Source organism: Streptomyces blattellae, assembly GCF_009709555.1.
Taxonomy (GTDB): domain Bacteria; phylum Actinomycetota; class Actinomycetes; order Streptomycetales; family Streptomycetaceae; genus Streptomyces; species Streptomyces blattellae.
This window is the reverse complement of the sequence record NZ_WJBG01000112.1, coordinates 118,821-144,652: the sequence shown is the minus strand read 5'-3', so window position 1 is coordinate 144,652 and position 25,832 is coordinate 118,821. Positions and strand designations below refer to the sequence as shown.

25 protein-coding genes and 1 pseudogene are annotated in these 25,832 nt (G+C 69.2%); 10 read left to right on the top strand and 16 right to left on the bottom strand.

What is annotated here, in order from left to right; genetic code table 11:
* Positions 1-22 precede the first annotated feature (22 nt).
* From GFH49_RS06155 to GFH49_RS06140, 4 genes are all read right to left on the bottom strand, one after another.
* On the bottom strand, positions 23-802 hold the full coding sequence (locus GFH49_RS06155) for an HAD-IIA family hydrolase (RefSeq protein WP_155054731.1): 780 nt from the start codon (positions 800-802) through the stop codon (positions 23-25).
* Between the two features lie 274 nt (positions 803-1,076).
* Positions 1,077-1,820 carry a hypothetical protein gene (locus GFH49_RS06150; protein ID WP_155054730.1) on the bottom strand — a complete coding sequence of 248 codons (744 nt, stop codon included), beginning with the start codon at positions 1,818-1,820 and terminating at the stop codon, positions 1,077-1,079.
* 144 nt (positions 1,821-1,964) lie between these two features.
* Positions 1,965-2,636 carry a 4a-hydroxytetrahydrobiopterin dehydratase family protein gene (locus GFH49_RS06145; RefSeq protein ID WP_155054729.1) on the bottom strand — a complete coding sequence of 224 codons (672 nt, stop codon included), beginning with the start codon at positions 2,634-2,636 and terminating at the stop codon, positions 1,965-1,967.
* Positions 2,637-2,806: 170 nt separating this feature from the next.
* Positions 2,807-4,063, bottom strand: a complete 1,257-nt coding sequence (locus GFH49_RS06140; RefSeq protein WP_155054728.1) for an ROK family transcriptional regulator — start codon at positions 4,061-4,063, stop codon at positions 2,807-2,809.
* Positions 4,064-4,110: 47 nt separating this feature from the next.
* On the opposite strand from GFH49_RS06140, the gene GFH49_RS06135 reads away from it, so the two are divergent.
* The 3 genes from GFH49_RS06135 (at position 4,111) to GFH49_RS06125 (ending at position 6,758) form a co-directional block, all read left to right on the top strand.
* A complete protein-coding gene (locus GFH49_RS06135) occupies positions 4,111-5,256 on the top strand; it encodes a Gfo/Idh/MocA family protein (RefSeq protein WP_155054727.1) in 1,146 nt (381 codons plus the stop codon).
* On the top strand, positions 5,253-5,762 hold the full coding sequence (locus GFH49_RS06130) for a heme-degrading domain-containing protein (protein WP_155054726.1): 510 nt from the start codon (positions 5,253-5,255) through the stop codon (positions 5,760-5,762). The genes GFH49_RS06135 and GFH49_RS06130 overlap by 4 nt, the downstream gene beginning before the upstream one ends.
* A gap of 141 nt (positions 5,763-5,903) precedes the next feature.
* Entirely contained in the window at positions 5,904-6,758 is an 855-nt protein-coding gene (locus GFH49_RS06125; protein WP_155054851.1) for an LLM class F420-dependent oxidoreductase, read from the top strand.
* Positions 6,759-6,858: 100 nt separating this feature from the next.
* Here the strand turns inward: GFH49_RS06125 and GFH49_RS06120 are convergent, their stop codons facing one another.
* Positions 6,859-7,716: a fumarylacetoacetate hydrolase family protein gene (locus GFH49_RS06120; protein WP_155054725.1), complete on the bottom strand. Its 858-nt coding sequence runs from the start codon at positions 7,714-7,716 to the stop codon at positions 6,859-6,861.
* A 279-nt stretch (positions 7,717-7,995) separates the two neighbouring features.
* On the opposite strand from GFH49_RS06120, the gene GFH49_RS06115 reads away from it, so the two are divergent.
* Positions 7,996-8,778, top strand: coding sequence for an SAM-dependent methyltransferase (locus GFH49_RS06115; RefSeq protein ID WP_230396178.1), 783 nt, complete (start codon positions 7,996-7,998; stop codon positions 8,776-8,778).
* A gap of 2 nt (positions 8,779-8,780) precedes the next feature.
* Here GFH49_RS06115 and GFH49_RS06110 read toward each other — a convergent pair whose 3' ends face one another.
* A complete protein-coding gene (locus GFH49_RS06110) occupies positions 8,781-9,500 on the bottom strand; it encodes a YidC/Oxa1 family membrane protein insertase (RefSeq protein WP_155054724.1) in 720 nt (239 codons plus the stop codon).
* A gap of 102 nt (positions 9,501-9,602) precedes the next feature.
* Complete coding sequence (locus GFH49_RS06105) at positions 9,603-9,920, bottom strand: DUF6412 domain-containing protein (RefSeq protein WP_155054723.1); 318 nt, start codon at positions 9,918-9,920, stop codon at positions 9,603-9,605.
* Between the two features lie 108 nt (positions 9,921-10,028).
* On the opposite strand from GFH49_RS06105, the gene GFH49_RS06100 reads away from it, so the two are divergent.
* A complete protein-coding gene (locus GFH49_RS06100) occupies positions 10,029-10,883 on the top strand; it encodes an alpha/beta fold hydrolase (RefSeq protein ID WP_155054722.1) in 855 nt (284 codons plus the stop codon).
* A gap of 173 nt (positions 10,884-11,056) precedes the next feature.
* Here GFH49_RS06100 and GFH49_RS06095 read toward each other — a convergent pair whose 3' ends face one another.
* Positions 11,057-11,854, bottom strand: coding sequence for a class E sortase (locus GFH49_RS06095; RefSeq protein ID WP_155054849.1), 798 nt, complete (start codon positions 11,852-11,854; stop codon positions 11,057-11,059).
* Positions 11,855-12,134: 280 nt separating this feature from the next.
* Between GFH49_RS06095 and GFH49_RS06090 the strand changes: the two genes are divergently transcribed.
* The 3 genes from GFH49_RS06090 to GFH49_RS06080 all read left to right on the top strand — a co-directional run bounded on the left by GFH49_RS06090 (position 12,135) and on the right by GFH49_RS06080 (position 16,369).
* Positions 12,135-13,604 (top strand): glycoside hydrolase, encoded by a 1,470-nt coding sequence (locus GFH49_RS06090; protein WP_155054721.1) that lies wholly within the window; start codon positions 12,135-12,137, stop codon positions 13,602-13,604.
* A 1,094-nt stretch (positions 13,605-14,698) separates the two neighbouring features.
* On the top strand, positions 14,699-15,100 hold the full coding sequence (locus tag GFH49_RS06085) for a hypothetical protein (RefSeq protein ID WP_155054720.1): 402 nt from the start codon (positions 14,699-14,701) through the stop codon (positions 15,098-15,100).
* 255 nt (positions 15,101-15,355) lie between these two features.
* On the top strand, positions 15,356-16,369 hold the full coding sequence (locus GFH49_RS06080) for an SEC-C domain-containing protein (RefSeq protein WP_155054719.1): 1,014 nt from the start codon (positions 15,356-15,358) through the stop codon (positions 16,367-16,369).
* Positions 16,370-16,425: 56 nt separating this feature from the next.
* On the opposite strand, the gene GFH49_RS06075 is transcribed toward GFH49_RS06080, so the two are convergent.
* Entirely contained in the window at positions 16,426-17,106 is a 681-nt protein-coding gene (locus GFH49_RS06075) for a dihydrofolate reductase family protein (protein WP_155054718.1), read from the bottom strand.
* Positions 17,107-17,178: 72 nt separating this feature from the next.
* Complete coding sequence (locus GFH49_RS06070; protein ID WP_155054717.1) at positions 17,179-17,484, bottom strand: helix-turn-helix domain-containing protein; 306 nt, start codon at positions 17,482-17,484, stop codon at positions 17,179-17,181.
* A gap of 66 nt (positions 17,485-17,550) precedes the next feature.
* On the opposite strand from GFH49_RS06070, the gene map reads away from it, so the two are divergent.
* Positions 17,551-18,333 carry a type I methionyl aminopeptidase gene (gene map, locus GFH49_RS06065; protein ID WP_155054716.1) on the top strand — a complete coding sequence of 261 codons (783 nt, stop codon included), beginning with the start codon at positions 17,551-17,553 and terminating at the stop codon, positions 18,331-18,333.
* A 184-nt stretch (positions 18,334-18,517) separates the two neighbouring features.
* Here the strand turns inward: map and GFH49_RS06060 are convergent, their stop codons facing one another.
* The 3 genes and pseudogenes from GFH49_RS06060 to GFH49_RS39895 all read right to left on the bottom strand — a co-directional run.
* Positions 18,518-18,934: a hypothetical protein gene (locus tag GFH49_RS06060; protein ID WP_155054715.1), complete on the bottom strand. Its 417-nt coding sequence runs from the start codon at positions 18,932-18,934 to the stop codon at positions 18,518-18,520.
* A 177-nt stretch (positions 18,935-19,111) separates the two neighbouring features.
* On the bottom strand, positions 19,112-20,152 hold the full coding sequence (locus GFH49_RS06055) for a helix-turn-helix domain-containing protein (protein WP_230396177.1): 1,041 nt from the start codon (positions 20,150-20,152) through the stop codon (positions 19,112-19,114).
* Between the two features lie 199 nt (positions 20,153-20,351).
* Positions 20,352-20,474 (bottom strand): annotated as a pseudogene (locus tag GFH49_RS39895) (GNAT family N-acetyltransferase); the annotation flags it as partial.
* Between the two features lie 346 nt (positions 20,475-20,820).
* Here GFH49_RS39895 and GFH49_RS06045 point away from each other — a divergent pair.
* Positions 20,821-22,170, top strand: coding sequence for a DNA cytosine methyltransferase (locus GFH49_RS06045; RefSeq protein WP_155054713.1), 1,350 nt, complete (start codon positions 20,821-20,823; stop codon positions 22,168-22,170).
* Here the strand turns inward: GFH49_RS06045 and GFH49_RS06040 are convergent.
* From GFH49_RS06040 to GFH49_RS06030, 3 genes are read right to left on the bottom strand one after another with little or no spacing between them, the layout of a single operon-like run.
* Positions 22,102-22,563 carry a very short patch repair endonuclease gene (locus GFH49_RS06040; RefSeq protein ID WP_155054712.1) on the bottom strand — a complete coding sequence of 154 codons (462 nt, stop codon included), beginning with the start codon at positions 22,561-22,563 and terminating at the stop codon, positions 22,102-22,104. The genes GFH49_RS06045 and GFH49_RS06040 overlap by 69 nt on opposite strands.
* 41 nt (positions 22,564-22,604) lie before the next feature.
* Complete coding sequence (locus GFH49_RS06035; RefSeq protein ID WP_196217868.1) at positions 22,605-24,425, bottom strand: DEAD/DEAH box helicase; 1,821 nt, start codon at positions 24,423-24,425, stop codon at positions 22,605-22,607.
* The gene (locus GFH49_RS06030) at positions 24,422-25,762 is read right to left on the bottom strand and encodes a ParB N-terminal domain-containing protein (RefSeq protein ID WP_328288269.1); all 1,341 of its coding nucleotides are present in this window, start codon (positions 25,760-25,762) and stop codon (positions 24,422-24,424) included. The genes GFH49_RS06035 and GFH49_RS06030 overlap by 4 nt, the downstream gene beginning before the upstream one ends.
* Between the last annotated feature and the right edge of the window lie 70 nt (positions 25,763-25,832).

Sequence of the window (25,832 nt, the reverse complement as noted above, 5' to 3'; positions counted from 1 at the left end):
TGGATCGCGCGGGTACCCGGTTTCAGATCCGCTCGACGAGGTCGGCGATCGAGTCGACGACCTTCGACGGCCGGTACGGGAAGTCCTCGACCTGCTCGGGCCGGGTCAGCCCGGTGAGCACCAGGAAGGTCTGCATCCCGGCCTCCATGCCGGCCAGCACGTCCGTGTCCATGCGGTCGCCGATCATCGCGCTGGTCTCGGAGTGCGCGCCGATCGCGTTCAGCCCGGTGCGCATCATCAGCGGGTTCGGCTTGCCCGCGAAGTACGGCTTCTTGCCGGTCGCCTGGGTGATCAGCGCGGCGACAGCGCCGGTGGCGGGCAGCGGGCCCTCGGTGGAGGGGCCGGTCTCGTCCGGGTTGGTGCAGATGAAGCGGGCGCCGCCCAGGATCAGCCGTACCGCCTTGGTCATGGCCTCGAATGAATACGTCCGTGTCTCGCCGAGGACGACGTAGTCCGGCTCGTGGTCGGTGAGGATGTAGCCGATGTCGTGCAGCGCGGTGGTCAGGCCGGCCTCGCCGATGACGTACGCGGAGCCGCCGGGCCGCTGGTCGTCCAGGAACTGGGCGGTGGCCAGCGCCGATGTCCAGATGGACTCGATCGGCACCTCCAACCCCATGCGCCGCAGCCGGGCGTGCAGGTCGCGCGGGGTGTAGATCGAGTTGTTGGTGAGGACCAGGAAGGGCTTCCCGGACTCACCCAGCTTCTTCAGGAACGCCTCGGCACCGGGGATCGGAACGCCCTCGTGGATGAGCACACCGTCCATGTCGGTGAGCCATGACTCGATCGGCTTGCGGTCTGCCATGTTGCTTCGGTCTCCAGCATCGTGCGGGGATGAGCGGAAGGCGCCGGAACCACGGCGTACCGACGCCCCCACCCTAATCAAGCGTGCGTGATCCTGACCCCGCCGATCACCAGGTACGTTGGCCGCCCCGTTCGTCTGAGGAACGGTCGTCCCCGCAGGGTTCGTCGCAGACGGGCGCGGGACGGTGCGAGACGGGGCGGTGCGAGACGGGGCGGTGCGAGACGGGGCGGTGCGAGACGGGGCGGTGCGTGCGGGACGGAGCGAGGCGGTGCGCTCAGCGGCGTCTGCGCACGAGGAACAGCGCGCCGCCGGTGGTGAGCAGGAAGACGACGGTGGCGGCGAGGGCTCCGGGGGGCGTGCTGAGGCCGGTGCGGGCGAGTTCGTCGGCGAAGGGGAGCGGACGCGCGGTCGGCGGGGCGGAGGTGTCCGCGGACGGCGGGGTGGGTCCCGGTTCCGGGTCGGCGTCGATACCGAAGCGGTAGTCGTTGGACTGGCCGACCCAGTCGCCGTCGTCTTCGTGGCGTTGTACGACGGCGGCGTTGGCCGTGACCCGGTTCGGTGCCGCGTCGGAGGTGACCGCGAGCCTCACCTTCACGGTGACCGTGCTGCCGGGGCCGACGGTGAAACCGGGGAAGCCGTCGCGGTCACCTTCGAAGGCGCCGACCAGTTCGTCGGCATCGGTCGCCTCGAAGCGGACCTGATGCGGGCGCGGGCCGTCGTAGAACTCCAGCCGGGGCTGCGATGCCTTCAGCGTGTGCCGTTCGTCGACGAGGACGACGACCGGGTGGATGCCGGAGCAGGGCCGGTCGGTGGTGTTGGTGAGATCGAGGGACCAGGTGCCGTAGCCGCCGCCGGCCTCATAGGAGGCGGGGCCGCCACGGATACGGCTCGTGAGGGGAAAGGTGCCGTCATCGAAGGCGGTGCAGGCGGCATCGGTGTCCGCATGCGCCGGCACGGAGAGAAGGGCGGCTGCCGCCGCGAGGCAGAGGGAGGCGGGCGTGAACAGTCGCATGAGCACATGAGCATGGAGGGTGGAGGCGGGGGTGGGGGTGTGCCATGCCGGTACGGCCTCCGATTGGCGGCGGCCGATACGCCCTTCAGAGGCGCGGGGGCCCGATGCGCCCTTCAGAGGCGCGGGGCTGTGTCCGTACCGGCGGGCCCTTTACGCCCGGTCAAGCGCCGTACAGATGCAGACCTTGTTGCCCTCAGGGTCGGCGAGAACCGTGAACGACGGCGCTTGAGAAGCGTCGACCACCTCGCCCCCCGCGGCGACCGCGGCCGTGATCCGCTCGTCCGCCACCTCGGGGGCAAGCCACAGGTCCAGGTGCCACCGCTGACGCGGGGCCTCATGCGGCTCCGTCCCCTGGAACCACAGACTGGGCACCCGGTTCGAAGGATCCAGCACCGTATCCCCCACGACATGTCCGGGCTCCCCCGTCAGCAGCGCCGACCAGAACGGCCCCACCAGCTTGTCGTCGGCCGTGTCGAGCGCGAGCTCCAGCTGGGCGACCTCGCCCGGCACGGCGGTCAGGCCCTGTGCCCGGGCGATCTGGCTGACGGCGCGGGCCAGTTCGAGATCGTCCGCGGTGACCCACCGCCCGCCGGTCCGCTCGTCGACGGTGGACAGCGCCACGTCGACGAACCCGCGCCCCAGCCGGATCTCCGGGTCCTGCCCCACGGTGACCGGCACTTCAGCGACCGCCGCGGCGAACGCAGCCGCAGTGGCGATGTCGGCGACGCGATAACGCGCCGCGATCGGCTGGGCAAGCTTGCGCCAGTCACCGAGCCCGGACGCGATGGCTCGGCGGATCTCCAGGTTGCTGAGCGTCTCCATGCCGCCATGGTTCCAGCGGCGCCGGCACGGCGCTGATGAAAAGGCGGTTGTGTCCCGAGAACGTGCTGTACGGCTTCTGCCCCGGGGAGAGGAATCCGCAGGTGTGACACATCTCCCGGATGTGTCACAACCCCGGCCGGTACACCACTCCCGCGGACGCGGCCGAAGGCCTACCCGTCCCCCCGCCCGAACACCGGCGCCAACAGCAACTGCGCGGCCCCTTCCGCGACCCCTCGCACCCCACCAGGCGCGACCCGCACCGGTACCGCCCTCTCCCCCGCCCCCTCACGCCGAGCACGCTCTTCCAGTACGGCACCCACCCCCCGCACGAACACCTCCGGCGCCGCGGCCACCGTACGACCCCCCAGCAGGACCACATCGATGTCCAGCAGCCCGACCAGGTTCGCGGCGCCCGCGCCCAGTACGCGTGCCGCCTCGTCCGTCTCGCCGCGCGCCACCGCGCCCAGGCACAGCGCCTCGACGCAGCCACGGTCACCGCAGGTGCAGCGCGGCCCGTCGAGCTGAAGGACCTGGTGCCCGAACTCTCCCGCGCCGGTCCGCGCCCCCCGATGCACGCTCCCTCCGATCACCAGCCCGGCACCGAGCCCCGTACCGAGATGGAGATACGCGAAGGACCCGCCGAAGCCTCCGGCCCCGCCCCCGCCACTCCCACCGCCCCCACCGCCCACCGCAAGGCCGAGCGCCGCGGCGTTCGTGTCCTTGTCGACGACGACCGGCACCCCCAGCCGCCCCTCCAGCGCCTCGCGCAGCGGAAACCCGTCCCACTCCGGAAACCCGGTGACCCGGTGCAGTACCCCGCGCGCATGATCGAGCGGGCCGGGCAGCGCGACCCCGACGCCGGTGAGGCCCGGCACCGCCTCCGGCCCCAGCAGCGCGGCGACCGCCGCCGCCACCTCCCCCAGCACGGCCTCGGCTCCCGCCCCCAGGTCCAGGGGCGCGCACCGCTCCCCCACCACGCTTCCCTTGAGGTCGACGAGGACCGCCCGCAGCTCATCGCGGTCGAGATGCACCCCGACCGCATGGCCCGCCTCGGGAACCAGCCGGAGTACGGTCCGCGGCTTGCCGCCGGTGGACGCGCGCCGCCCCGCCTCGGCGACGAGCCCCTCCTCCCGCAGCCGGGCCGTGATCTTGCTGACCGCCTGCGGGGTGAGCCCGGTGCGCTCGGCGAGTTCGAGCCGGCTGATCCCGTCGGCGTCGGCGGCACGCAGCAGATCGAGCACGAGCGCGGTGTTGTGGCTGCGCAGGGCGAGGAGATTCGCGCCACCGGCCGCACCCCGGATATCGCCGCCGACCGCCCCCCTCAAGCCACCCACGACGCCCCCGCCGCGACCACCCACCACGCCCTCGTCACGACCACCCACCACGCCCCCGCCGCAGCCACCCTTCGTCCTGTTCACGCCGCCCATTCTCCCCACCGCTTGCACTTTGGCAACAGTGTTGCCAAAGTGGGGCCATGAGTGCTCCCCCTCTCCGCGTCGGCCTGATCGGCTACGGCCTCGCAGGCTCCGTCTTCCACGCCCCGCTGATCGCCGCCGCCGAGGCCCTCACCCTCGACACGGTGGTCACCTCGAACCCCGAGCGCGCGGAGCAGGCCCGCGCCGAGTTCCCGGACGTACGCGTCGCCGCCACCCCGGACGAGTTGTTCGACCGGGCCGGCCAGCTGGACCTGATCGTCGTCGCGTCCCCGAACAAGACGCACGTACCGCTCGCCACCACCGCACTCAAGGCGGGCCTCCCGGTGGTCGTCGACAAGCCGGTCGCGGGCACGGCAGCCGAAGCACGCGAGCTGGCCACCCTCGCGGAGGACCGCGGACTGCTGCTCTCCGTCTTCCAGAACCGCCGCTGGGACAACGACTTCCTGACCCTGCGCAAGCTGCTGGCGGAGGGCGAGCTGGGCGACGTATGGCGCTTCGAGTCCCGTTTCGAGCGCTGGCGCCCGCAGCTGAAGGGCGGCTGGCGGGAGTCCGGCGATCCCGCAGAGATCGGAGGTCTCCTCTACGATCTCGGCAGCCATGTCGTCGACCAGGCGCTGGTCCTCTTCGGTCCGGCGACGTCCGTGTACGCCGAGTCGGACATCCGCCGCCCCGGCGCCGAGACGGACGACGACACGTTCATCGCCATCACCCACGCCGGCGGCGTCCGCTCCCACCTCCACGTCTCCGCGACGACCGCCCAACTCGGCCCCCGTTTCCGGGTGCTGGGCTCGCAGGCGGGCTATGTGAAGTACGGCCTCGATCCGCAGGAGGCGGCGCTGAAGGACGGCCGGCGACCCGCCACGACCCCCGACCGGGGCATTTCCACGACCCCCGACCGGGGCATTTCCACGACCCCCGACCGCGGCACCTCCACGACCCCCGACTGGGGCACGGAACCCGAGTCCCTGTGGGGCCGCGTAGGCTCCGGTGAGTCCCCGCTGACCGGCGGCGGCCGTCCCGAACCGACCCTCCCCGGCGACTACCCCGCCTACTATGCGGCCGTGGCGAAGGCCCTGCTGGACGGCGGTCCCAACCCGGTGACCGCGCTGGAGGCGGCCGCCGCCCTCGACGTACTGGAGGCGGCCCGCCGTTCCGCCCGCGACCATGTGACGGTGACGCTGTGACGCACAATCCCGAGCTGACCCCGAAGTTCCATCCCGAACTCACCCCGCCGCTGGAGGAGTTGGAGGCCCAGGAACGCCGCCTGGTCTTCCGGCAGTTCACCTACGAGGACGCGTGGGCGCTGGGCTGCCTGCTGGTGGAGACGGCGCGGGAGCGGCAGGCCCCGGTCGCCATCGACATCCACCGCGCCGGCCAGCAGCTCTTCCACGCGGCCCTGCCGGGCTCCGCCCCGGACAACGACGCCTGGATCAACCGCAAACGCCGGGTCGTGGAGCGCTACGGCTGCGCCTCCTACCTGGTCGGCGCCCGCTTCCGCGCCAGGGGCACCACCTTCGAGGAGTCCTCGCGCCTGGACGCGGACGAGTTCGCGGCCCACGGCGGCTCCTTCCCGGTCACGGTGGAGGGCGTGGGCGTCGTCGGCTCGGTGACGGTGTCGGGGCTTCCCCAGCTCCAGGACCACCGCTTCGTGGTGGAGGCACTGGAGCAGTTCCTGGGTCGCGGCGACTGAGGCTGCGGCTGCGGCTGCGGCTGCGGCTGCGGCTGCGGCTGCGGCTGCGGCTGCGGCTGCGGCTGACGGGAACTTTCCGGACGACTCTCCGGTTGGCAACGGTGTACCGCACACCGACCGGAGGGACTGGCCGTGAGCCACTTGAAAGAATCCATCGGACGCTACGGCATATTCAGTGGCGCCCTGCGCTCGGAAAACCCGGAGCGTCGTGGCGAAAGGGCCGAAGCGGCGTCCGAGTTGGAGGAGCTGGGCTATGGAGCCATCTGGCTGGGGGGCAACAGCGCCGCCCACAACGCCGCCCCGTTGATCGAAGCGACGTCCCGGATCGTCGTCGGCACCGGCATCCAGAGCATCTGGATGTACGAGCCCGAGGCCTCCGCGACAAGCTTCAAGGAGCTGGACTCGGCCCACCCCGGCCGCTTCGCCCTGGGCCTCGGCGTCAGCCACGCCAGGCTCGCCGAGCAGTACCGCCGCCCGTACTCGGCCCTGGTCACCTACCTGGACGCCCTGGACAGGGCGGGGGTACCGCAGCAGGGCCGCCTCCTGGCGGCGTTGGGCCCGAAGACGACGGAACTGGCCCGGGACCGGGCCGCCGGCGCGATCCCGTATCTGATCACCGCAGAACAGACGGCCAGGTCCCGCGAGCTGCTGGGCGAAGAGCCCCTGCTGGCACCGGAGTTGAAGGTGATCCTGGAGAGCGACCCGACCCGCGCCCGCACCTTGGCCCGCGATTTCCTGGCCCTCTACCTCAGCCTTCCCAACTACACCAACAACCTGCTCCGCAACGGCTTCACGGAGGACGACCTCAAGGACGGCGGCAGCGACCGCCTGATCGACGCGGTCTGCGCCTGGGGAGACGAAACGACGATCCGCGCCCGCATCAACGACTTCCATGAAGCGGGCGCGGACCATGTGGCCCTGCAGGTGGTGGACGGAGGCGGGCGAGAGGACCTCTCCAGGGAGGCATGGCGCAAGCTCGCGTCTCTGCTGGCCTGAGCTCACCGGGGCGCCGGGAACCGCGCGCAGGCCACTGCCGACCCGCGGTCACGCGGTCGCCGGACCACGCGCGGTCCCCGGAGCGCCGCCGGCAGAGCCGCTACGCGTCCTTGAACTCCTGCCGCTGCCGCCCGAGCCCCGAGATCTCCAGCTCCACCACGTCCCCGGCCCGGAGATACGGCTTCGGCTCAGGCCGTCCCATCGCGACCCCCGCCGGCGTCCCCGTATTGATCACGTCCCCGGGATACAGCGTCATGAACTGACTCACGTACCGCACCACCTCCCCCACCGGGAAGATCTGCTCAGCCGTCGTCCCGTCCTGCTTCAACTCCCCGTTGACCCACAGCTTCAGCGAAAGCACCTGCGGATCCGCGACCTCGTCCGCCGTCACCAGCCACGGCCCCAGCGGATTGAACGTCTCGCAGTTCTTCCCCTTGTCCCACGTCCCGCCCCGCTCGATCTGGAACTCCCGCTCGGACACGTCATGCGCCACCGCGTACCCGGCGACATGGGCGAGCCCCTCCTCGGCCGAGTCCAGATACCGGGCCGTACGCCCGATGACGACCGCCAGTTCGACCTCCCAGTCGGTCTTCACGGACCCTCGGGGGACCAGCACCGTGTCGTGCGGCCCTACGACGGTGTCCGCGGCCTTGAAGAAGATCACCGGCTCGGCGGGCGGCTCGGCCCCCGTATCGCGAGCGTGATCGTGATAGTTGAGCCCGATGCACACGATCTTGCCGATCCGCCCGAGGGGTGGCCCGATCCGCAGTCCGGCCGCGTCCAGTTCGGGCAGTTCCCCGGCACCGGCGGCCGCCCGGATCCGGCCGAGCGCGGCGTCATCGGCGAGCAGCGGCCCGTCGATGTCCGGGACGAGGCCGGAGAGGTCCCGCAGGATCCCCTGTCCGTCGAGCAGCGCGGGCCGCTCGGATCCCGCCGTACCGACACGCAGCAGCTTCATGATCACAGTCTCCCTCGATCGCGGGCGCCCGGCCGACGGCCACGGCCGGTGTGCGGCCTGCACGCAGCCATCGGAGGACTGGTCGATCCTCCAAGTTCACAGACCACTCCGCAAGACCCGGTTCACGGACTGGACCCGACCGGATCCCGCGATCGCAAGACGATCACAAGACGATCACGAGCCGAACCACACGCGTGCGCACAGAAGCCGACCACTGGCATGCGCACAGAATTCGAACTACGGCCCTGCACGCAGAAGTTGATATGCAAAGCTATGGCCATGAGCGCCGAGGACATCGACACCAGCAAGCCCCACCCCGCCCGGATCTACGACTATCTGCTGGGCGGCAAGGACAACTACGAGGTGGACCAGCTGGCCGGTGACGCTCTGGCCGAGCGCGCGCCCGAGGTGCGGATCAGCGTGCAGGCGAACCGCGCCTTCCTCCAGCGCGCCGTTCGGTATGTCGTCGGCACCGGCATCCGCCAGATCCTCGACATCGGCACCGGACTGCCCACCTCCCCGAACGTGCACGAGGTCGCCCACGAGGCGGCGCCCGACTCGCGCGTGGCGTACATCGACAACGACCCGATCGTGAAGGCGCACGCCGACGCGCTGCTCAGCCGCACCGGCGCGACCAGCATCGCGCTCGGCGACCTGCGCGACCCGCAGGCGATCATCGAGCACCCCGAGGTGCGCCAGATCATCGACTTCGACGAGCCGGTCGCCCTGCTCCTCGTCGCCATCCTGCACTTCATCACGGACGCGGAGAAGCCGGCGCAGATCATCGCCACGCTGCGCGACGCGCTCCCGGCCGGCAGCTATCTGGTGCTCTCGCACGCCACGGGTGACCTCGCGGACCGCCGCGACGCCCAGGCCGTCTACAACAACGCCACCGCAACCATGAACCTGCGTACCCGCGCCGAGGTCGAGCGGCTCTTCGACGGCTTCGAGCTGGTCGAGCCCGGCGTGACCCAGGTCCCGTTCTGGCGCCCGGACACCCCGCCGCCGGCCCGGTCCGCCGAGGTCGGCTTCTACGGCGGCGTGGCCCGCAAGACCAGCTGAACTCAGCGGTACAGCGCCGCCCGCTCCACCGCGCTCCACGTCGTGCTGGTCACCACGTACAGCGCGGCGGCGAGCGGCACCACCGCCACCGTGACCAGCGTGAAGAAGGACATGAACGGCATGACCTTCGCCATCGCCCCCAGCCCGGGAACCTGGGCGCCATCAGACACCGGCACGCCGGCGCCGGCGCCGGCAGCCATCCTCTGCTTGATCCGGCGGTAGTTGAACACGGCGACGGCCGTGACGACGGTGAACAGCCCCACATACACCAGCCCCGCCGCCCCGAACACCCCGCCGTCAGCGAGCGCGTCCGCCCAGCGATGGCCGAGGGGCGCGGCCAGCAGCTCGTGCGTGAGCAGTTCGTTCGCCTCGCCGCCGATCGTCGGGTTCGAGAACAGGTGGTAGAGCAGAAAGAACGCGGGCAGCTGGAACAGGCCGGGCAGACACCCGGCCAGCGGCGACACCTTTTCCTCGGCGTGCAGTTCCAGCACGGCCTGCTGGAGCCGCTCGGGGTGCTTCCCGTGCTTCTTCCGCAGCTCGGCGATCTTCGGCTGCAACTCCGTACGCGCCTTCTGCCCGCGCGCCGCCGCCCGGGACAGCGGATGCACCAGCAGCCGTACGAAGGCGGTGAACAGGACGATCGCGGCGGCGGCCGCGGAGGCGTGGAAGAGCGGTTCGAGCAACTGCGCCAGCTGCTCGACCAGGTTGGCGAAAACGGACATGGGTGAGCCCTCCGTCGGGTCTCGTCGTGCCGGGTCAGTGGGATGACGGCATGACGACCCCGCGCGGGATCACCGGCTGGAGCCGAAGGGTGCGAGTGAGCCCTACGCGACGGCCGTCGAAAGGACCCGTCCGGGCGCCCGGGGCCGGGTGCGCCCCCTGGCGTCGGGATCGCTTTGCGGCAGGAACGCCGTACGGAGGTCTCGGTCGCGGATGGCCGTACGCACCCGCGTGGGCGGCACGGCGGGCGCGCAGCGCGAGACGAGGAGCGAGCACGAGGAGAACGCGGACCCGGCGGCGGCGGTCGCGGCAAGGGCGACGGTGGCGGAGAGGCTGCCCGTGTCGAGCAGCGCGACCTGGACGAGCAGAAGCAGCAGTACGAGGGCGGGGCGCAGACCGGCCTTCCGACCGTTGCGAATCACTACGGCTCCACCTCCTCCAGCTGCGTTCGTCCTGCTGTTCGTTATACAGGATCCATCCGCTACCGGATTCGTCCACCGAGTCCACCGCCACCGAGAGGAACCGCCCCGTTGACTGAATGGCAGCTGACCCGCACTTTCCGCAGCGCCACCGGGGACGTCCGCTGGGACAGTCTCGGACCGCCCGGCCAGGACCCGGTCGTCCTCCTCCACGGAACCCCGTTCTCGTCCTACGTCTGGCGTGCCGTCGCCCGCGGACTCGCCCGCCGGCACCAGGTGTTCGTATGGGACATGCCCGGCTACGGGGAGTCGGAGAAATACGCCGGCCAGGATGTCTCCCTGGCCGCCCAGGGCCGGGTCTTCACCGAACTCCTGGCGCACTGGGGCCTGTCGGAACCCCCGGCGGAACCCCTGGTGGTCGCCCACGACTTCGGCGGCGCCGTCTCCTTGCGGGCCCATCTGCTGCACGGAGCCCGCTACCGTGCGCTCGCCCTGGTCGACCCGGTCGCGCTGGCGCCCTGGGGGTCCCCCTTCTTCCGGCTGGTCGGCGAACACGCCGAGGTCTTCGAGCAGTTGCCGCCCGCGCTGCACCGCGCCCTGGTGCGCGAGTACGTGGGTACGGCCAGCAGCCCCGGCCTGCATCCGGCCACCCTCGACCGGCTCGTCCGGCCCTGGCTCGGCGACCCCGGCCAGGCCGCCTTCTACCGGCAGATCGCCCAGGCCGACCAGCGCCACACCGACGAGGTGCAGGACCGGTACGCCGGGATCGGCATTCCGACCCTGGTGTGCTGGGGCCAGGACGACACCTGGATTCCCCCGGCGAAGGGCCGGGAACTCACCGCCCTCATCCCGGGCGCGCGGCTCGAACCCGTCGCCGGTGCGGGCCACCTCGTACAGGAAGACGCTCCCGCGGAACTCACGGCGGCTCTGATCCCCTTCCTCCGGGAGCACGCCGGGCCACGGTGAACCTCCGGCGGTCATGAAGGCCGGGCGACCCGGGCGCGGGGGTGTCGGTGGGGCGACCCCGGCCGGGGTGTCGGTGGGGCGACCCCGGCCGGGAGGCGGTGGGGCGACCCGGGCAGGGGTGCCGGTGGGGCGACCCGGGCCGGGGGGCGGTGGGGCGGCGCGCGCCGGGCTCCTCAAGAGCGCGGCCGCATGGACAGCAGCTTCCCCCACACCACCAGCCGGTACCTGGACGTGTACTCGGGGGTGCAGGTGGTGAGGGTGAGGTAGTAGCCGGGGTCGTTGTAGCCGTGGCCGGGGCGGACGGTGCTCCTCGGCACGGGCTGGATGACGCCGGTGTCCCGGGCGGAGGTCTGCGCGAGGGTCCGGTCGACGGCGTACGTGTAGACGGCGTCCTCCGTCTCCACCAGGACCTCGTCGCCCTTGCCGAGCCGGTTGACGTACCGGAAGGGCTCGCCGTGGGTGTTGCGGTGCCCGGCGAGCGCGAAGTTCCCGGCCTGCCCCGGCTGCTGGGTGCCGGAGTAGTGGCCCACGTACCCCTTGTCGAGGACGTTCCGCTTGCTGGTGCCCTCGGCGACGGGGACGCGGAGGTCGAGGCGGGGGGTGCTGAGGATGGCGTACGCCTGGGACCAGTCAGGGGCGGCGGACGTCGCACGGCGCGCGGCGGGCTGCCGCCCGGACTCCTCGGCCTGCTCGGGCGTCGCGCCCGACCGAGGTGCCCCGGCGCCTTCCGGAGCACCGTCCCCCTCCGGCACTCCCCGCTCCCCCTCCGGCGCCCCCCACTCCCGCTCCAGCGCCTCCACCTTCCGCTCCGCGCCGGCCCTGGCCTGCCGGTTGGTCCACCACAGTTGATGGACGACGAGCAGCAGAAGCACGAGCCCTGCGGTGACGAGGACCTCACCTCCCGCCCACACTCCGCGCCGCAGCAGCACACGCCGCCGCCGACTGCTGTGCTGCACGACCGGCACCCGCATCATCGGTGACCTCCTTCGCCGGGGCCGCCCGCACGATAAGGGCCGGGGCGCGAGGTCTCCAGAGGCATGCGCGTCCGTTACCGCTGTCCGGTACCGCTGTCCGTTACCCCTGTCCGGTACCCGAACACTTCTTCCACAGGTTTGAGAAAGGGCTGTCGAAAGCTGTCGAAACCCTCGACAACCCCGTACACCGGACCCGATGCTTCCACTCGGCATGCACGGGACAAGCCACGACGGGCCGGTTCGACGACGACCGGCCGTTGAGCGAAGCGGAGAAGTCATGATCCGACGCAGAACTCTGCTGACGGCAACAGGCGGCGCACTCTTCGGCAGCGCCCTCGCGACCGGCACCGCCCACGCGGACGCCACCATCGCCGTCAACCCCGGTACGGGCTACGGCACTTGGGAGGGCTGGGGCACCTCGCTCGCCTGGTGGGCCAACGTCTTCGGCGCCCGGGACGACTTCGCCGACCTCTTCTTCACCACCAGGTCGGTCACCTACAACGGAACGTCACTCCCCGGCCTGGGCCTCAACATCGCCCGCTACAACCTCGGCGCGTGCAGCTGGAACAGCGTGGGCGGCGAGTCGATGGTCGAGTCGCCCAACATCCCCGCCTTCAAGCAGATCGAGGGCTTCTGGCAGGACTGGAACAACGAGAGCCCCACGTCCTCGGCTTGGGACTGGACGGCGGACGCGAACCAGCGCGCGATGCTGGTGAAGGCGACACAGCGGGGTGCGGTGACCGAGCTGTTCGCCAACTCCCCCATGTGGTGGATGTGTTACAACCACAACCCGTCGGGCGCAGCGGGCGGTGCCAACAACCTCCAGACGTGGAACTACCGGCAGCACGCCTCCCACCTGGCGGCCGTGGCGCTGTACGCGCGTAACAACTGGGGCGTGAACTTCGCGACGGTCGACCCCTTCAACGAGCCCGCCTCCACCTGGTGGACCGACACCGGCACCCAGGAGGGCTGCCACCTGGACCCGGCGGTCCAGGCGGCCGTACTCCCGTACATGAGGAGCGAACTCGACGCACGCGGCCTGACGGGCATCAGGATCTCCGCCTCCGACGAGACCAACTACGACACGGCCCGCTCGACCTGGTCCTCCTTCAACTCCTCGACCAGGGCCTTGGTGAACCAGGTCAACGTCCACGGCTACCAGGGGTCGGGCGGGCGCAGAGACCTGCTCTACACGGACGTGGTGACGACGTCCGGCAAGAAGCTGTGGAACTCGGAAACCGGCGACAGCGACGCGACCGGCCTGACCATGGCGTCCAACCTCTGCTACGACTTCCGCTGGCTGCACCCGACGGCCTGGTGCTACTGGCAGGTCATGGACCCGAGCACGGGCTGGGCGATGATCGCGTACGACGCGAACACGCTCCAGCCGACCACGATCCAGACGAAGTACTACGTCATGGCCCAGTTCAGCCGCCACATCCGCCCCGGCATGACGATCATCGACACCGGTGTGAGCTACGCGGCGGCGGCGTACGACGCGGCAGCGCGCCGCCTGGTGATCGTGGCCGTGAACACGGGCGCCGCCCAGACCCTCACCTTCGACCTGTCACGCTTCTCCGTGGTGTCGGGCGGCTCCGGCGGCCTGGTCCCCCGCTGGAACACGACGACCGGGGGCAGCGACCGCTACCGCGCCTACTCGGACACCTACCTCAGCGGAAAGTCGGTGAGCGTGCCGTTCGCGGCGGGCTCGGTGCAGACGTTGCAGGTGGACGGCGTGACCCGGTAGCGACCCGCGTACGTACGACGCCCCGCACGCCCCCAGATCCCCCGCACCCAGATCCCGCACAGTCCCCGTGCCCGTAGTCGCCGCCTCGACCGGCAACTACGGGCACACGTGTTCCCATCACCTCGGAGGCGCCGGCACTCCTACCGCCCTCGCCGCGACCCGGGCCAACTGCCGGGCCAACTGGCGGCCCCCCGTACACCGTCCGGTGGCTTATGACTGCCACAGCGTTAGTCATATAACCCGATTTCCTATGCATTCCACTATCCAGCCCTTGGTGCTGACCAGCCGTCACAAGGCCCTGAACCAAGTCGAGGAGAGTGGATCACATGACGACATCGCCACGATGGCGATCTGTCCTGGCATCAGCCGCCACAGCCGCAGCGCTCGCCGCAGCCACCCTGGCAACAGCGGCACCCGCCAACGCCCAAACCCACACCCCCCACCCACCACACCCGGCAAATCCCGCGTACCCGGCCAAGCCCAACCACCCCGGCCACCCGGGCCACCCCGGCATGCCCGCACACCCGGCGAAGCCCGCGTACCCAGCCAAGCCTGCACACCCGGCGAAGCCTGACCATCCGGCCAAGCCCGCCTACCCGGCCAAGCCCGACCACCCCAACAAGCCCGCACACCCAGCCAAACCCTCATACCCAGCCAAGCCAACGAGACCGGTCCATCCGGCCCACCCCGCGAAGCCTGCGTACCCGGCTCACCCCACGAAGCCGGTCCATCCAGACCACCCGGCAAAACCCGCCTATCCGGCCCACCCTTCCAAGCCCGCCTATCCGGCCCACCCCTCCAAACCCGCCTACCCAGACCACCCGGCCAAGCCGACCAAGCCGCAGCACCCGACGAAACCCGCCTACCCGCAGCACCCCACCAAGCCCGCCCACCCCGCAAAGCCCGCCTATCCCGAACACCCGGCTAAGCCCGTCTACCCGGCTCACCCGGCAAAGCCGTCCTACCCGCAACACCCCGCCAACCCGGCACATCCCAGGAAGCCTGACTACCCAGATCACCCGGCAAAGCCCGCATACCCGCAACACCCGACCAAGCCCGCCTATCCCGAGCACCCCGCGAAGCCCGCTCATCCGGTGCACCCGGCGAAGCCGGCGTACCCGGCCCACCCCGCCAAGCCGGCCTACCCGCAACACCCCACCAAGCCCGCATACCCGGAGCACCCGACCAAGCCCGCTTACCCGGAACACCCCACCAAGCCCGCGTACCCGGCCCATCCCGCCAAGCCCACCCATCCGGAACACCCCACGAAACCGGCCTACCCGCAACACCCCACGAAGCCGGACCACCCGACGCACCCCACCAAGCCCGCTTACCCGGAGCACCCGACCAAGCCGGACCACCCCACGCACCCCACCAAACCCGCACACCCGGCACACCCCACCAAGCCGGACCACCCCACGCACCCCACCAAGCCGGACCACCCGCAGCACGCGAAGTCGGAGCACGGCGACGGGCACGGCGAAAACCACGACTGACCGCTGCCGCGACACGAATGACGACCAGGCAGGCTGCGCCTGCCCCACCCGGCGACGGCACCCAGCCCTCAGGCAGCCAGCCCTCAGCCCTGTGACCCCATCCCCATCCCCATCCCCATCCCCCAGCACCGGGCCAGAGCGCAGCCGAAGCCGATGTCACTGTCGCCCACAGTGCCGGGCCCGGACCCCCGGGCCCGGCACTGGCCTGCGGCCCATCTCTCACCTTCGTCACCGACCGGCGCTACGGTGTCCCCCATGCGCCCCGACACGCCAGCCGAAAACGTCGACCACGCCGCCGAAGCGGCCCGCCTCGAACGGACCGCCGACCTGTACCCCGAGGACGCCGAAGCCCTGCTCCTGCAGGCCGCGGCCCATCTGGAACTGTCCGGCGACCGCCCCTCCGCCACGACGCTCTACGACCGCCTGCTGTCATCGTCCGCCGGGTCGGAAAACCCGTACCTGGTACGAGCACTCAAGGCATCGAACCTCTGGGAGTACGGCCACGAGGCCGAGGCCAGGGCCATCATCGAGGGAGTCCGCACGGCGTCACCCCGCGACCCCGCCCCCTGGGTGATCGTCGCGGAGGCCCTGGAGTCACACGACGAGCTGGAGCAGGCGCAGGAGACGTTCACGGAGGGCGTACGGCTCCTCCTCACGGACGTACCGGAGCCCCCGTACGCCACACACCCTCTCCTCTTCGGCCGCCACCGCGTACGCCGCATGCTGGGCGCGGGCCACGACGAGTGGGACGCCCTCGCTGACACCGTCCACACCTCCCCGGTGTCCCTGGACGAACTCCACGACCCCAAGCGCCTGTGGTCCCTGGGCTCGGACAACCCGGCCGAACTCCGCGCGGAGATCTCGCGGCTGCAGGCGGAACTGGGCACCTACAGGGCCGCCCTGTCCCGCCCCTTCCCGGTGGCCGTACTGCACTGGCCGGCGACCGAGCTGGCGGAACTGACCGCCGCCTATCCCTCCCTGGCCACGGAGTACCCCTCCCACGAGGAGCACCTGGAGACGATAGAGACCTCCCTCCGGGAACTCGCGTCGTCGGGCACCCCGAACCTGGGCATCGTGACGGGAACGGTCCCGTCGTACGAGGCGTTCGCGGCATCGGAAGGCGCATCCCCCGCGGACGCAACGCTGCTCCCGCAGTATGCGACCACCCTCGCCGCCCGGGGCCGCGCGGTGGAGTGGCCCCCGCAGGGAGCGGCCTGCTGGTGCGGATCAGGGCAGGCCTATGGTGACTGCCACGGGACGCGGACCTGACGCCACGCGGCACAGGCGCAAGCACACGCACACACACGCACCCGCCCGCAGGACGCTCAGCTCACCGCACGCGGTCGTGCACGTGCACGACCGCGCTCGCTCCGGTTGAACGTCACATGCGTGACTCCGCTCGGCGAGGAGGCGGCCTCGACCTCGTAGTCCTTCTCAAGGCCATCCAGGCCGTCCAGGAGGCGTACGCCTCGGCCGAGCAGGATCGGCACCACCACGATGTGCATGTGGTCGATGAGCCCGGCGGCAAGGAAGTCACGGATCACACTGGGCCCCCCGCCGATGCGTACGTCCTGGCCGCCCGCAGCCGCACGGGCGGCCTCAAGCGCCTTGACGGGCGAAGCATCGAGGAAGTGGAACGTCGTACCGCCCTCCATCTCGATCGACGGGCGCGGGTGATGGGTGAGGATGAAGACCGGCGTGTGGAAGGGCGGGTTAGGCCCCCACCACCCCTTCCACTCCGGGTCCTCGTGCCAGCCGGGATAGCCGAACTTCCCGGCCCCCATGATCTCGGCACCGATTCCAGGCTCGAACTGCCGCACAAGGGCGTCGTCGAGGCCGCCGGTCCCGCCGGACTGGCCGGCCCTCTCCTGCCACCACCGGGTGGCGAACATCCACTGGTGCAGCCTCTCACCGGCATGACCGAACGGCGCGTCACGGCTCAGCCCTTCACCGGTGCCGAAGCCGTCGAGCGAGACGGAGAAGTTGTGGACGCGAACGAGTGACATGGCCGGCGACTCCTTTCCTTGTGCGGTTGCGACCTCTTGCGAACGCCGCCGAGGCAGCCGCGGGACGGGGCCTTACGAGGCCAGCTGCTCACGCGCGTCGTGACCGGACGGAGTTGGCCGGTCCAACGCCACGGTCGGCTGGCTGATCTCGGCCCACACCGCATCAAGGGACAGGCCGAGGACGTCAGTGATCGCCGCGATGGTCGGGAAGGCGGGAGTGGCGACGCGGCCCGACTCGATCTTCCGGAGAGTCTCCGGCGAGACACGCGCGGCGAGCGCGATCTCAAGCATCGAGCGCTCTCCCCTGGCCCGACGTAGCAGGGCGCCGAGGCGCTGTCCTCGTTCGACCTCTGCGGGCGTGAGCGGCAACCTGACCATGACGCCGATTCTAGTACCGGTATAGTTTGGCCGGTATAGTTATTGGTCGCATGAGAAGGACGTGGCGTGATCGAGATCCTGAACCCCACTCTGCTGGCCCGGGCAAGAGACACAGGCGCCCTGGTCGCCGACATCCTGCAGACCCTGAAGAGCCGCAGCACGATCGGCACGAACCTTCTGGACATCGACCGCTGGGCCAAGAAGATGATCACCGAGGCGGGAGCGGAGTCCTGCTACGTCGACTACGCCCCGTCCTTCGGCCGCGGCCCGTTCGGCCACTACATCTGCACGGCCGTCAACGACGCCGTACTCCACGGACGGCCGTACGACTACCCCCTCACCGACGGCGACCTCCTGACTCTCGATCTCGCCGTCACCAAAGACGGAGTAGCGGCAGACGCCGCCATCAGCTTCATCGTGGGCGACACCCACCCCCCGGAGAGCGTCGCGATGATCACCACGACCGAACGCGCCCTGGCCGCCGGCATCGCCGCCGCCCGGCCCGGCGCTCGCATCGGCGACATCTCCCACGCCATCGGCACCGTCCTCAGCGAGGCGGGCTACCCGATCAACACCGAGTTCGGCGGCCACGGCATCGGCTCAACCATGCACCAGGACCCCCACATCCCGAACACCGGCCGCCCGGGCCGCGGCTACAAACTCCGCCCCGGCCTACTCCTCGCCCTGGAACCGTGGATCATGGCCGACACCGCCAAACTCATCACCGCCCCCGACGGCTGGACCCTCCGCAGCGCAACCGGCTGCCGCACAGCCCACAGCGAACACACGATCGCCATCACCACCGACGGCCCCGAAATCCTCACGCTGCCGAAGCAGCCACAACGGTGAGGCTTCCGGACGTAGCGCACTGCCGTGGAGTGGACCCGGTGCGCGAACACACCAGGGCGCCTGGTCGGGGCCCGTCGCTCCCCCGCCCAGGCGCCCGGCGCGTGCGGCCCCGTCAGGGCTTGTCGGCGGCGGCTGAATTCAGGCGCCGCCGACAAGGGCTGTCGTCGTGCACGTGCGTGAGTGGTCAGGAGGCTCCTGCGCGCCACCTGCGCGAGGCGCAGTGCTCGTCGTCCAGAACGCTGCCGCTGTCCTGGTCGAGGCAGACCCTGAACCGGTACGTCCTGTTCTCGTTGAGGTTGTAGCGCCCCCCGTCCGCCTGGCCCCTGACGTTGCAGTTGCCCTCCCCGCTGGCGGGGAGCCGGTAGCGCTCGCTCCCGTCGGGGTTGATGACGTAGGCGATGGCACGCCAGCCGTCGTTGTCCTCGTCACAGACCTCCAGCCTGTCCCCGGCGCGGGTGAACTCGATGCTGCCGCCCTTTTCGCCGCCGTCGGCGGTCTCCAGCCTGTGGTCCGCCGCCTGGGCGCTGGTGGCCATGGCCAGGGTGGTCACTGCCGCAGCCGCCAGTACGCCCGTGGCGCGGAGTGCGCGCTTCACCATCATGGATGTCCCTCGTTGTTGTGGATGAATGCCGGTGGGCATCGGCTTCCTCCTGTCGTGAGGTGCCGACCGTTCGAGGTGCCGGGACGTGCGGTGGCTGCCCGGAGCCTCTGTTCCAGAGTGGTGGCAGGGGCGCGAGAGGGTCATTGACGCGGCGGACACGGTTCCTTGACCGGCCGTCTACTCCGGCTCCGGGGCGCGGAACGGCGGTGAGGTGAATACCTCGTGGCGGTAGTCGCCAGGAGTGAGGCCATAAGCGGAGCGGAAGGCCCGGTGGAACACCTCGGGGTAGGCGAAACCCACCCGGGCACCGATGTGGCAGGCGGGGACATGCCGCAGGGCGGGATCGGCGAGGTCCCCGCGGGCGCGTTCCAGGCGCTGTCCGCGGATCCAGCAGGAGACAGTGGTACCGGTGGCGCGGAAAAGGCGGTGCAGGTAGCTGAGGGAGATGTGGTGCGCCTCGGCGATGGTGCGAGGCGAAAGCTCTGGTTCTGCCAGGTGTCGCTGGATGAACGCCTGGATGCGCAGGATCAGCGTCCGCTGGCGGGTTTCCGGGGCGAGCACTTCTTCTGCGTTCAGTTCGTGGGCCAACACCGCGGACAGTAAGTCCACGGCGACGGTGCCCAGTCGAGGGCCATCGGCCGGATGAAGGATGTGCCGGTCCGCGATCAGGCGGTTGAGGAACTGTGTCAGCAGGGCGCCCGTTCCCTCCCGGCCCGCTATCCGGCGTCCCGCCAGTCTTTCCAGCCCCTGTGTGCGCATGTCCAGGAGTGCCTTGGGCACTTCGAGGCTCACCCCGTTCACCGGCTGCGGTCCGTCGAGCGCCTGGCAGTGGTAGGGCTGTGAGGTGTCGATGACGAACAGATCGTGCTCCGTGCACATCGCCTGATGACCGGCCTGGTCAACGGCCACGGATCCCTGCCGCAGGACGGTGACGTGACACAGCTCCGGATCGGACTGCCTGATCAGCCTGGGCGTCCGGCGATAGCCCACCGCCCGGAACGTCGCGGTCCACGCACGAACGGCACCGAGGTCCAACAGGACCATGGACGCCCGGAAATCGGTCGTGTGGCCGCCGCTCATCTCGCTGGGTGCGTGTGTCCGGCCGATGAGCTCCCGCCAGCGCTCGAACCGTAACTCCGCAGGCACATCCTCGCTGCGGAATTCCATCCCGATCATCGGTTCTCCCCCATCGTCCAACTCCAGGCCGTCTGCGGCCATGCCGGTGCATGGCACCGTAGGCACCATGCATAAGTGTCCGATGAACCTTTGATGACAGGAGATGGGTGGCCCTGCCGACGGCCGAGTCCCACGTCGTGCAACGCTGTTGCTGGTCGACCCGATAGACGATCTTCCCGTCGAACTCGGCGAACCCGAGTGACTTGTAGAAGGCCCGTGCGCCCGGGTTGTCGCTGTCGGTCATCCACTCCACGCGGCTGCACCCGGGGCGCACCACGGCGATGGCACGGAGTTCGTCCATGAGGCGGGCACCGATGCCCTGCCGTCGGAGCGTGCCACGGACGTACAGCTCCTTGAGGAACAGGGAGTGCGAGGAGCCGGCGGCCGGCCAGAGGAACGAGTAGGCGGCGAGTCCGACAATGCCCCGGTCTCATCCTCGACGAGCAGCGCAGATGCCAGCGGCGGCGGGCCGAACAGCGCGTCTTCGACCTGGGCCCGGCGCTCCTCCAGCATCCGGACGCTGTGCCGGTACTCGGGCCGGGCGAGCCAGGCTCGAACACCCTGCTCGCTAGGCTCGCGGGCCCGGTACCGGCCGGTCACCTACTGGTGTCAACGGAAGGCCCGGCGAATGCGAGACTCTTGGTGCGGAGCGACCGTCCACAGCCACGGTCTCTCCTCAACATGATGGTTCATCCCCCAGAAGGAGCGGCATGCCCCCCAGCGGCCAGAAGCGACCGCAGTTCACGACGCCACTGACCTCGATCGAGATCTGTGCGGGGGCCGGCGGACAGGCCGTGGGGCTGCACAATGCCGGATTTGATCACTTGGCGTTTGTCGAGTGGGACCAACATGCGGTCAGTACTCTGAGCGCAAACGTCGGGCGCTGGCCCGGGTGGACACCGCAAAAAGCCCAGGCCCTCACCCCTATGGACGTCAAGGAATTTCTCACATCAGACGCATGCAAGGCCCTTAAATTCCAAGGTGAGACCGTCGACCTCTTCGCAGGCGGCGTCCCTTGCCCTCCTTTTTCTTTGGCCGGAAAAAGACTGGGCGAAGATGACGAGCGCGACCTATTCCCGGCAGCTCTGACCATCATTGAAGAACTTAGCCCTAAAGCAGTCATGATTGAAAATGTCCGGGGAATGCTTGAGCCACCGGAAGTCTTTCTCGAATATCGAGCCAAGATCCTCGACCGATTGCGCCGCGCTGGCTACACAGTTCCTAACGTTGACACTTCACTTTCTCCATCAGCTCAGGATCTTGAGATGCGACGGGTATGGCGTCGACTCGATGCGAAAGATTTCGGCGTCCCCCAGCTGCGCCCTAGAGCTATCCTGGTCGCGATCCGTGAAGACCTCTCACAGCCGGGCGTCAATGAATTCTGCTGGCCGCTGGGCATCAAGGGCGACGAAGCTACTGTCGCCGAAAGCCTCAGAAGGACCATGCGGGAACGGTGCCTTCCGTACTGGGACAAGAACGAGTTGGGTAAGCCAGCCAAGCCCAAGGAGCGGACAGGAGAGGATGTCTACAACGACTGGCTCGACGCCGCCCGGAAGTCCGCGGCCGCCGGCCGTGGTGTAGCCCCCACGCTGGTGGGCGGGTCCAGGAAGCACGGCGGCGCCGACCTCGGACCCACGCGAGCGAAGAGAGCCTGGGCGGCCATGGGAGTTGATGCCATGGGGGTGGCCAACGACCCGAAGGAATGCGACCCGGAACGGGACTTGTTCAGGGCGAACGGCCCTATGCTCACCGTCGAGCAAGCCGCCATAATTCAGGGATTTCCGCGGAATTGGCGATTTAAGGGGAAAAAGACAGCACGGTACCGGCAGGTGGGAAATGCGTTCCCTCCGCCGGTCGCTGAAGCCGTCGGCCGGGCAATCGCGGCAGTTCTGCGACCGGAGCACCGGGAGGAACTTCTCGGCAACTACGACATCGACTCCTCTGGCACAGCTGCCCAGGATGGCGTTCCACACCAAATGGAACTCTCGATTTCAGCGGAAACCACTCCCGCTCCTGCGTGCGAGGACAGTCGCAGCAATCTTGTCGGCACAAGCCTCTGACTGCTCGTGCTCCCAGAAGCGGAGCACGAGCCATCCCGCGTCACTGAGTCTCTGATCCGTGTCCCGGTCTCGCCTCACATTACGCAGCACCTTCTCGGACCAGTAGCCAGAGTTCGTTCTAGGCGGCACATAGTGTTCAGGGCACCCATGCCAATAGCAGCCGTCAATGAATACGGCCACTTTCGCCGGACGGAATACCAAGTCTGCCGTCCGGCGAAGGTCGGGTATGGGGCGTGCGGACACCCGGTAGCGGAGCCCTTGGGCGTGCACCAGACGCCGGATCAGCCATTCCGGTTTTGTATCGCGACTGCGGATAGCCTGCATGTTGCGGCGGCGTGCGGCGGAGGAAGCCCAGGAACCCTCCGGGGCTGCCCAGTCGGCTTCAGAAGACACACTGTCAATCGTAGTGCGCCGCGTCCGCCGCACGCAGCCAACTACCGGTTGCCCTCCAGGTGGCTCAGCAGCGCTTCGATGTCGCTCGGCGCCAGACCAGCCGCCACCGACGGCTCCTCCTCCAAGTCGGCAAGCTGCTGGACTGTCGGGTCATCCAGGATCTGGCCCATGAACGCCAGCTTCTTTTCCAGCCGCGAGGCCACGACCTCGTCGATGGAATTGCGTACGGCGAGAACCGTAACCCGCGTCTCGGTGTCGGGTGCGAGCCCAAGGCGATGGATCCGGTCCAGGCTCTGCAGAAACCGGCCGGCCATGAAGTCACGGTCCACGTAGACAGCGTCATGGCAGTGGTGGTGCAGGCTGATGCCCTCGCCAAGGGTCGCCGGGTTGGAGATCAGCACCATGCAGGCCGGATCGTCACGAAAGCGCCGGATCTGTTCCTCCCGGTCGGGCGTCCCTCCGTAGACCACGGCCGGACTGAACTTCTCGAGCATCCGCTCCAGCGTCGTAAGGCTCCGAACAAATGTCGTCCAGACCAGGGTCTTACGTCCGGCCGCCGCATTCTCGGCGATGATCGCCACGGCTTCCTTGTACTTCGGTGACAGCTCGTAGTCAGGAAGGTTCTGCAGCATCGAGTACAGGGAACCGCCCTGGGGGATCTCCAGCGGAGGCAACTGGTAGGCCAGCGGCTCGTACTTGGTGGCTCCTTCCAGGAGTAGAGCCGGACTTGTCGCTGCCATGAGAAGCCGCAGAGCCGTCTTACCGAGCGCGCTGAGATCCTCCCTGTCCGCACCGTTGCTCATCCCGCCGACCAGGGAGCTGTAAATCTCGTCGTGCAGGGGCGGCATGTCCACGTAGCGGATGCCCAGATCGACAGGAGGCAGACCGAGTTCCTGCTTGGTCGTCCGCGTGAACAACGGCCGCAGAACCGTACTTGCGTGCCGAAGGTCTCCCCCGGCCACGGCGCGCACGACCGTCTGCTGTCCGTGCCCCGGCCACACGAAGCCCAAGAGGTTCTCCAGGTCCTTGGCACCGTTAGGAGCCGGAGTACCCGTGAGGATCAGGCGCCTGTCCGCATGTGGTCCGAGGGCCATGCACGCAGCACCGTAAGTGCCCCGGGATCCAAGCTTCATTCGGTGCGCCTCATCAAGGATGATCATGGAGGGCTGAGCTGCCAGCCAAGCGGTCAGCATCGACAGTGAGCGGTCCAGCCGTTCGTAGTTGACGACGAGCACCTCCGCCCACTGGTCCAGCGACCCGTCCAGGACGTTGACGCGCAGCGCGTGCGTCAGACACTCCGACGTCTCGAAACGCCACGAGTCGTAGGCCGACTTAGGGCAGACGACCAGGAGCCGACGCGCGTGGCCGACGGCCTTCTGAGCCGCGTACACCGCGAGCGCGACGCGCGTCTTGCCAGCCCCGGGCACGCTGAAGTTGGCACCGTGCTGGAGGGACAGCAGCTTCGCGATGTCCCTGCGCTGGAAAGCGCTCAGGTCACCTTTCCAGTTGTCGCCGAGCAGACTCGGGACATCGTCCGGATCGACCTCGCCGGCGGCACCAGTGCCCGCCAGTCTGGTTTCTACGGTCCGTGCGTCCTGGAGGACGCCGGTCGCCAGCTTCCTCAGGGCAGAGGACCATTCCACGCTGTTCGGGTCGGGCCAGTCGCCAAGGACTTGCAGGTTGGCCAGGAAGTCATCAAGAGCAACCGATGCGCTGAGCAGGCCGAGCTGGCCGCCCGTCCGGAAACGGGCAGCCAACTGGACCAGGTCCGGCTGGTGGCGCTCAGTGGTCCGGAGCACGACACGCGTGTGTGTCTCGTCGAACCCCAGGTGCAGGGACGTTTCGCTCGGTGTGTTCGTCACTGTCGGCCTTCCGTGGCGACAGCGTCCATCAGCCAGGCCACGCCGTCTCCCGGATCCTGCAGACCGCGCCCGGCTTGCTGGGCGAGCTTCAGCAGGCTGCCGCGGAGCTTGATCACCGCGTCGTCGAAAGCTTCTTCGTCGAGGCTGCGCGACGTGCGAGCCTGCACGAGATCGCTCACGCACTGGTCGATGCTGGCGCACGCCTCTGCGAGACGGGCCGGCGCGAGCTGCTTGCGCTTGCGCAGCCGGGCACTGCGGCCAGCGGCCTCGATGGCATCGTCAAAGGTCTTCTTCGCGTCGTCCAGAACGCTCTGGGCCTGCTCCTTTGCCTCGTTACCGAGGTCAAGGCCCTCGCTCCTGCTGCGTACGACAGCGGCGGCACGCAGCAGACGGTCGTTAAGTGCCTTCATGTCAGCCACGGCGGAGGAGACAGCTGGGACCTCAACTCCGAGCCCCGGGATCATGACACCCGCCGGCTCAGCCTCAGGCCGTTTCTCAAGCACCGGACCAGCGGAAAGCAGCTTCTGCTCCAGCCCCTCCTTGAGAAAGTCCTCGTTGATGTGCCTCACGTCGGTCTTGGAGAAGTTGAGCAGGATGGCGGCCAGACGCAGTTCCTTGAGAATCTCCGCCTGGTCGCGGTCAAGGGTCTCCAGCTTCACGTACAAGCGCTGGAGTTCCTTGAGTCGCTCCTGAGCGCCTTCCCAGTCGACCAGCCGGAGTCCGTCGCTGCCGGCTTCCTGGCTGCGCTTGATCAGCTCGCGGATCGCGGCGAGGATCCAGCGTTCCTGGTGGTACGTACGGACCTGGATCCGGAACTCCTTGGCGATCTGCTCGGGCGTTCGCCCCAGGGCCGCCTGCTCCTCCATGGCGATGATGCGGTTGATGTAGGAGTAGTCACGCCGGTGATCCCGGCGGAGCTGCAAGGACAGCTCCACGGCGTTGATGTCCGCCCAGGTGAACGACTCTGGTAGCACGCCCACGCGCATCGACTGCACACCAAGCAGCAGCAGGGCGGCTGCCCGGGTGTTGCCGTTGACCACGATGCCCTGATGGGTGACCAGCCCGGGGTCGTTCTGGCCGAACTCTTCGAGGCTGTCCTTAAGGGCGTCGAACTCGACGTCGCGCAGATTGGTGTCGGTCGGCGAGGCCTGGAGCAGGAAACGGAGGTAGTCCTGGCTCTCCGCGCTCCACGGGTTCTGGTCCAGCTCCGCGTCCTTTGCAGCGTCGTGGCTCCGCTGGGCCCGGATACGGTGCGTGCTGGGGTTGAAGTAGAGCTTGCTGAGGGGCAGGTCGATCACGTCGACGTGCGCCTTTTGTTCATTCCACTCAACGGTCACCGTCTCGCGGGTACCGCCCGAGGCCTGCGCCTCCGCGACCTTCTTCTTGATCAGTTCGCTCAGTTCGTCC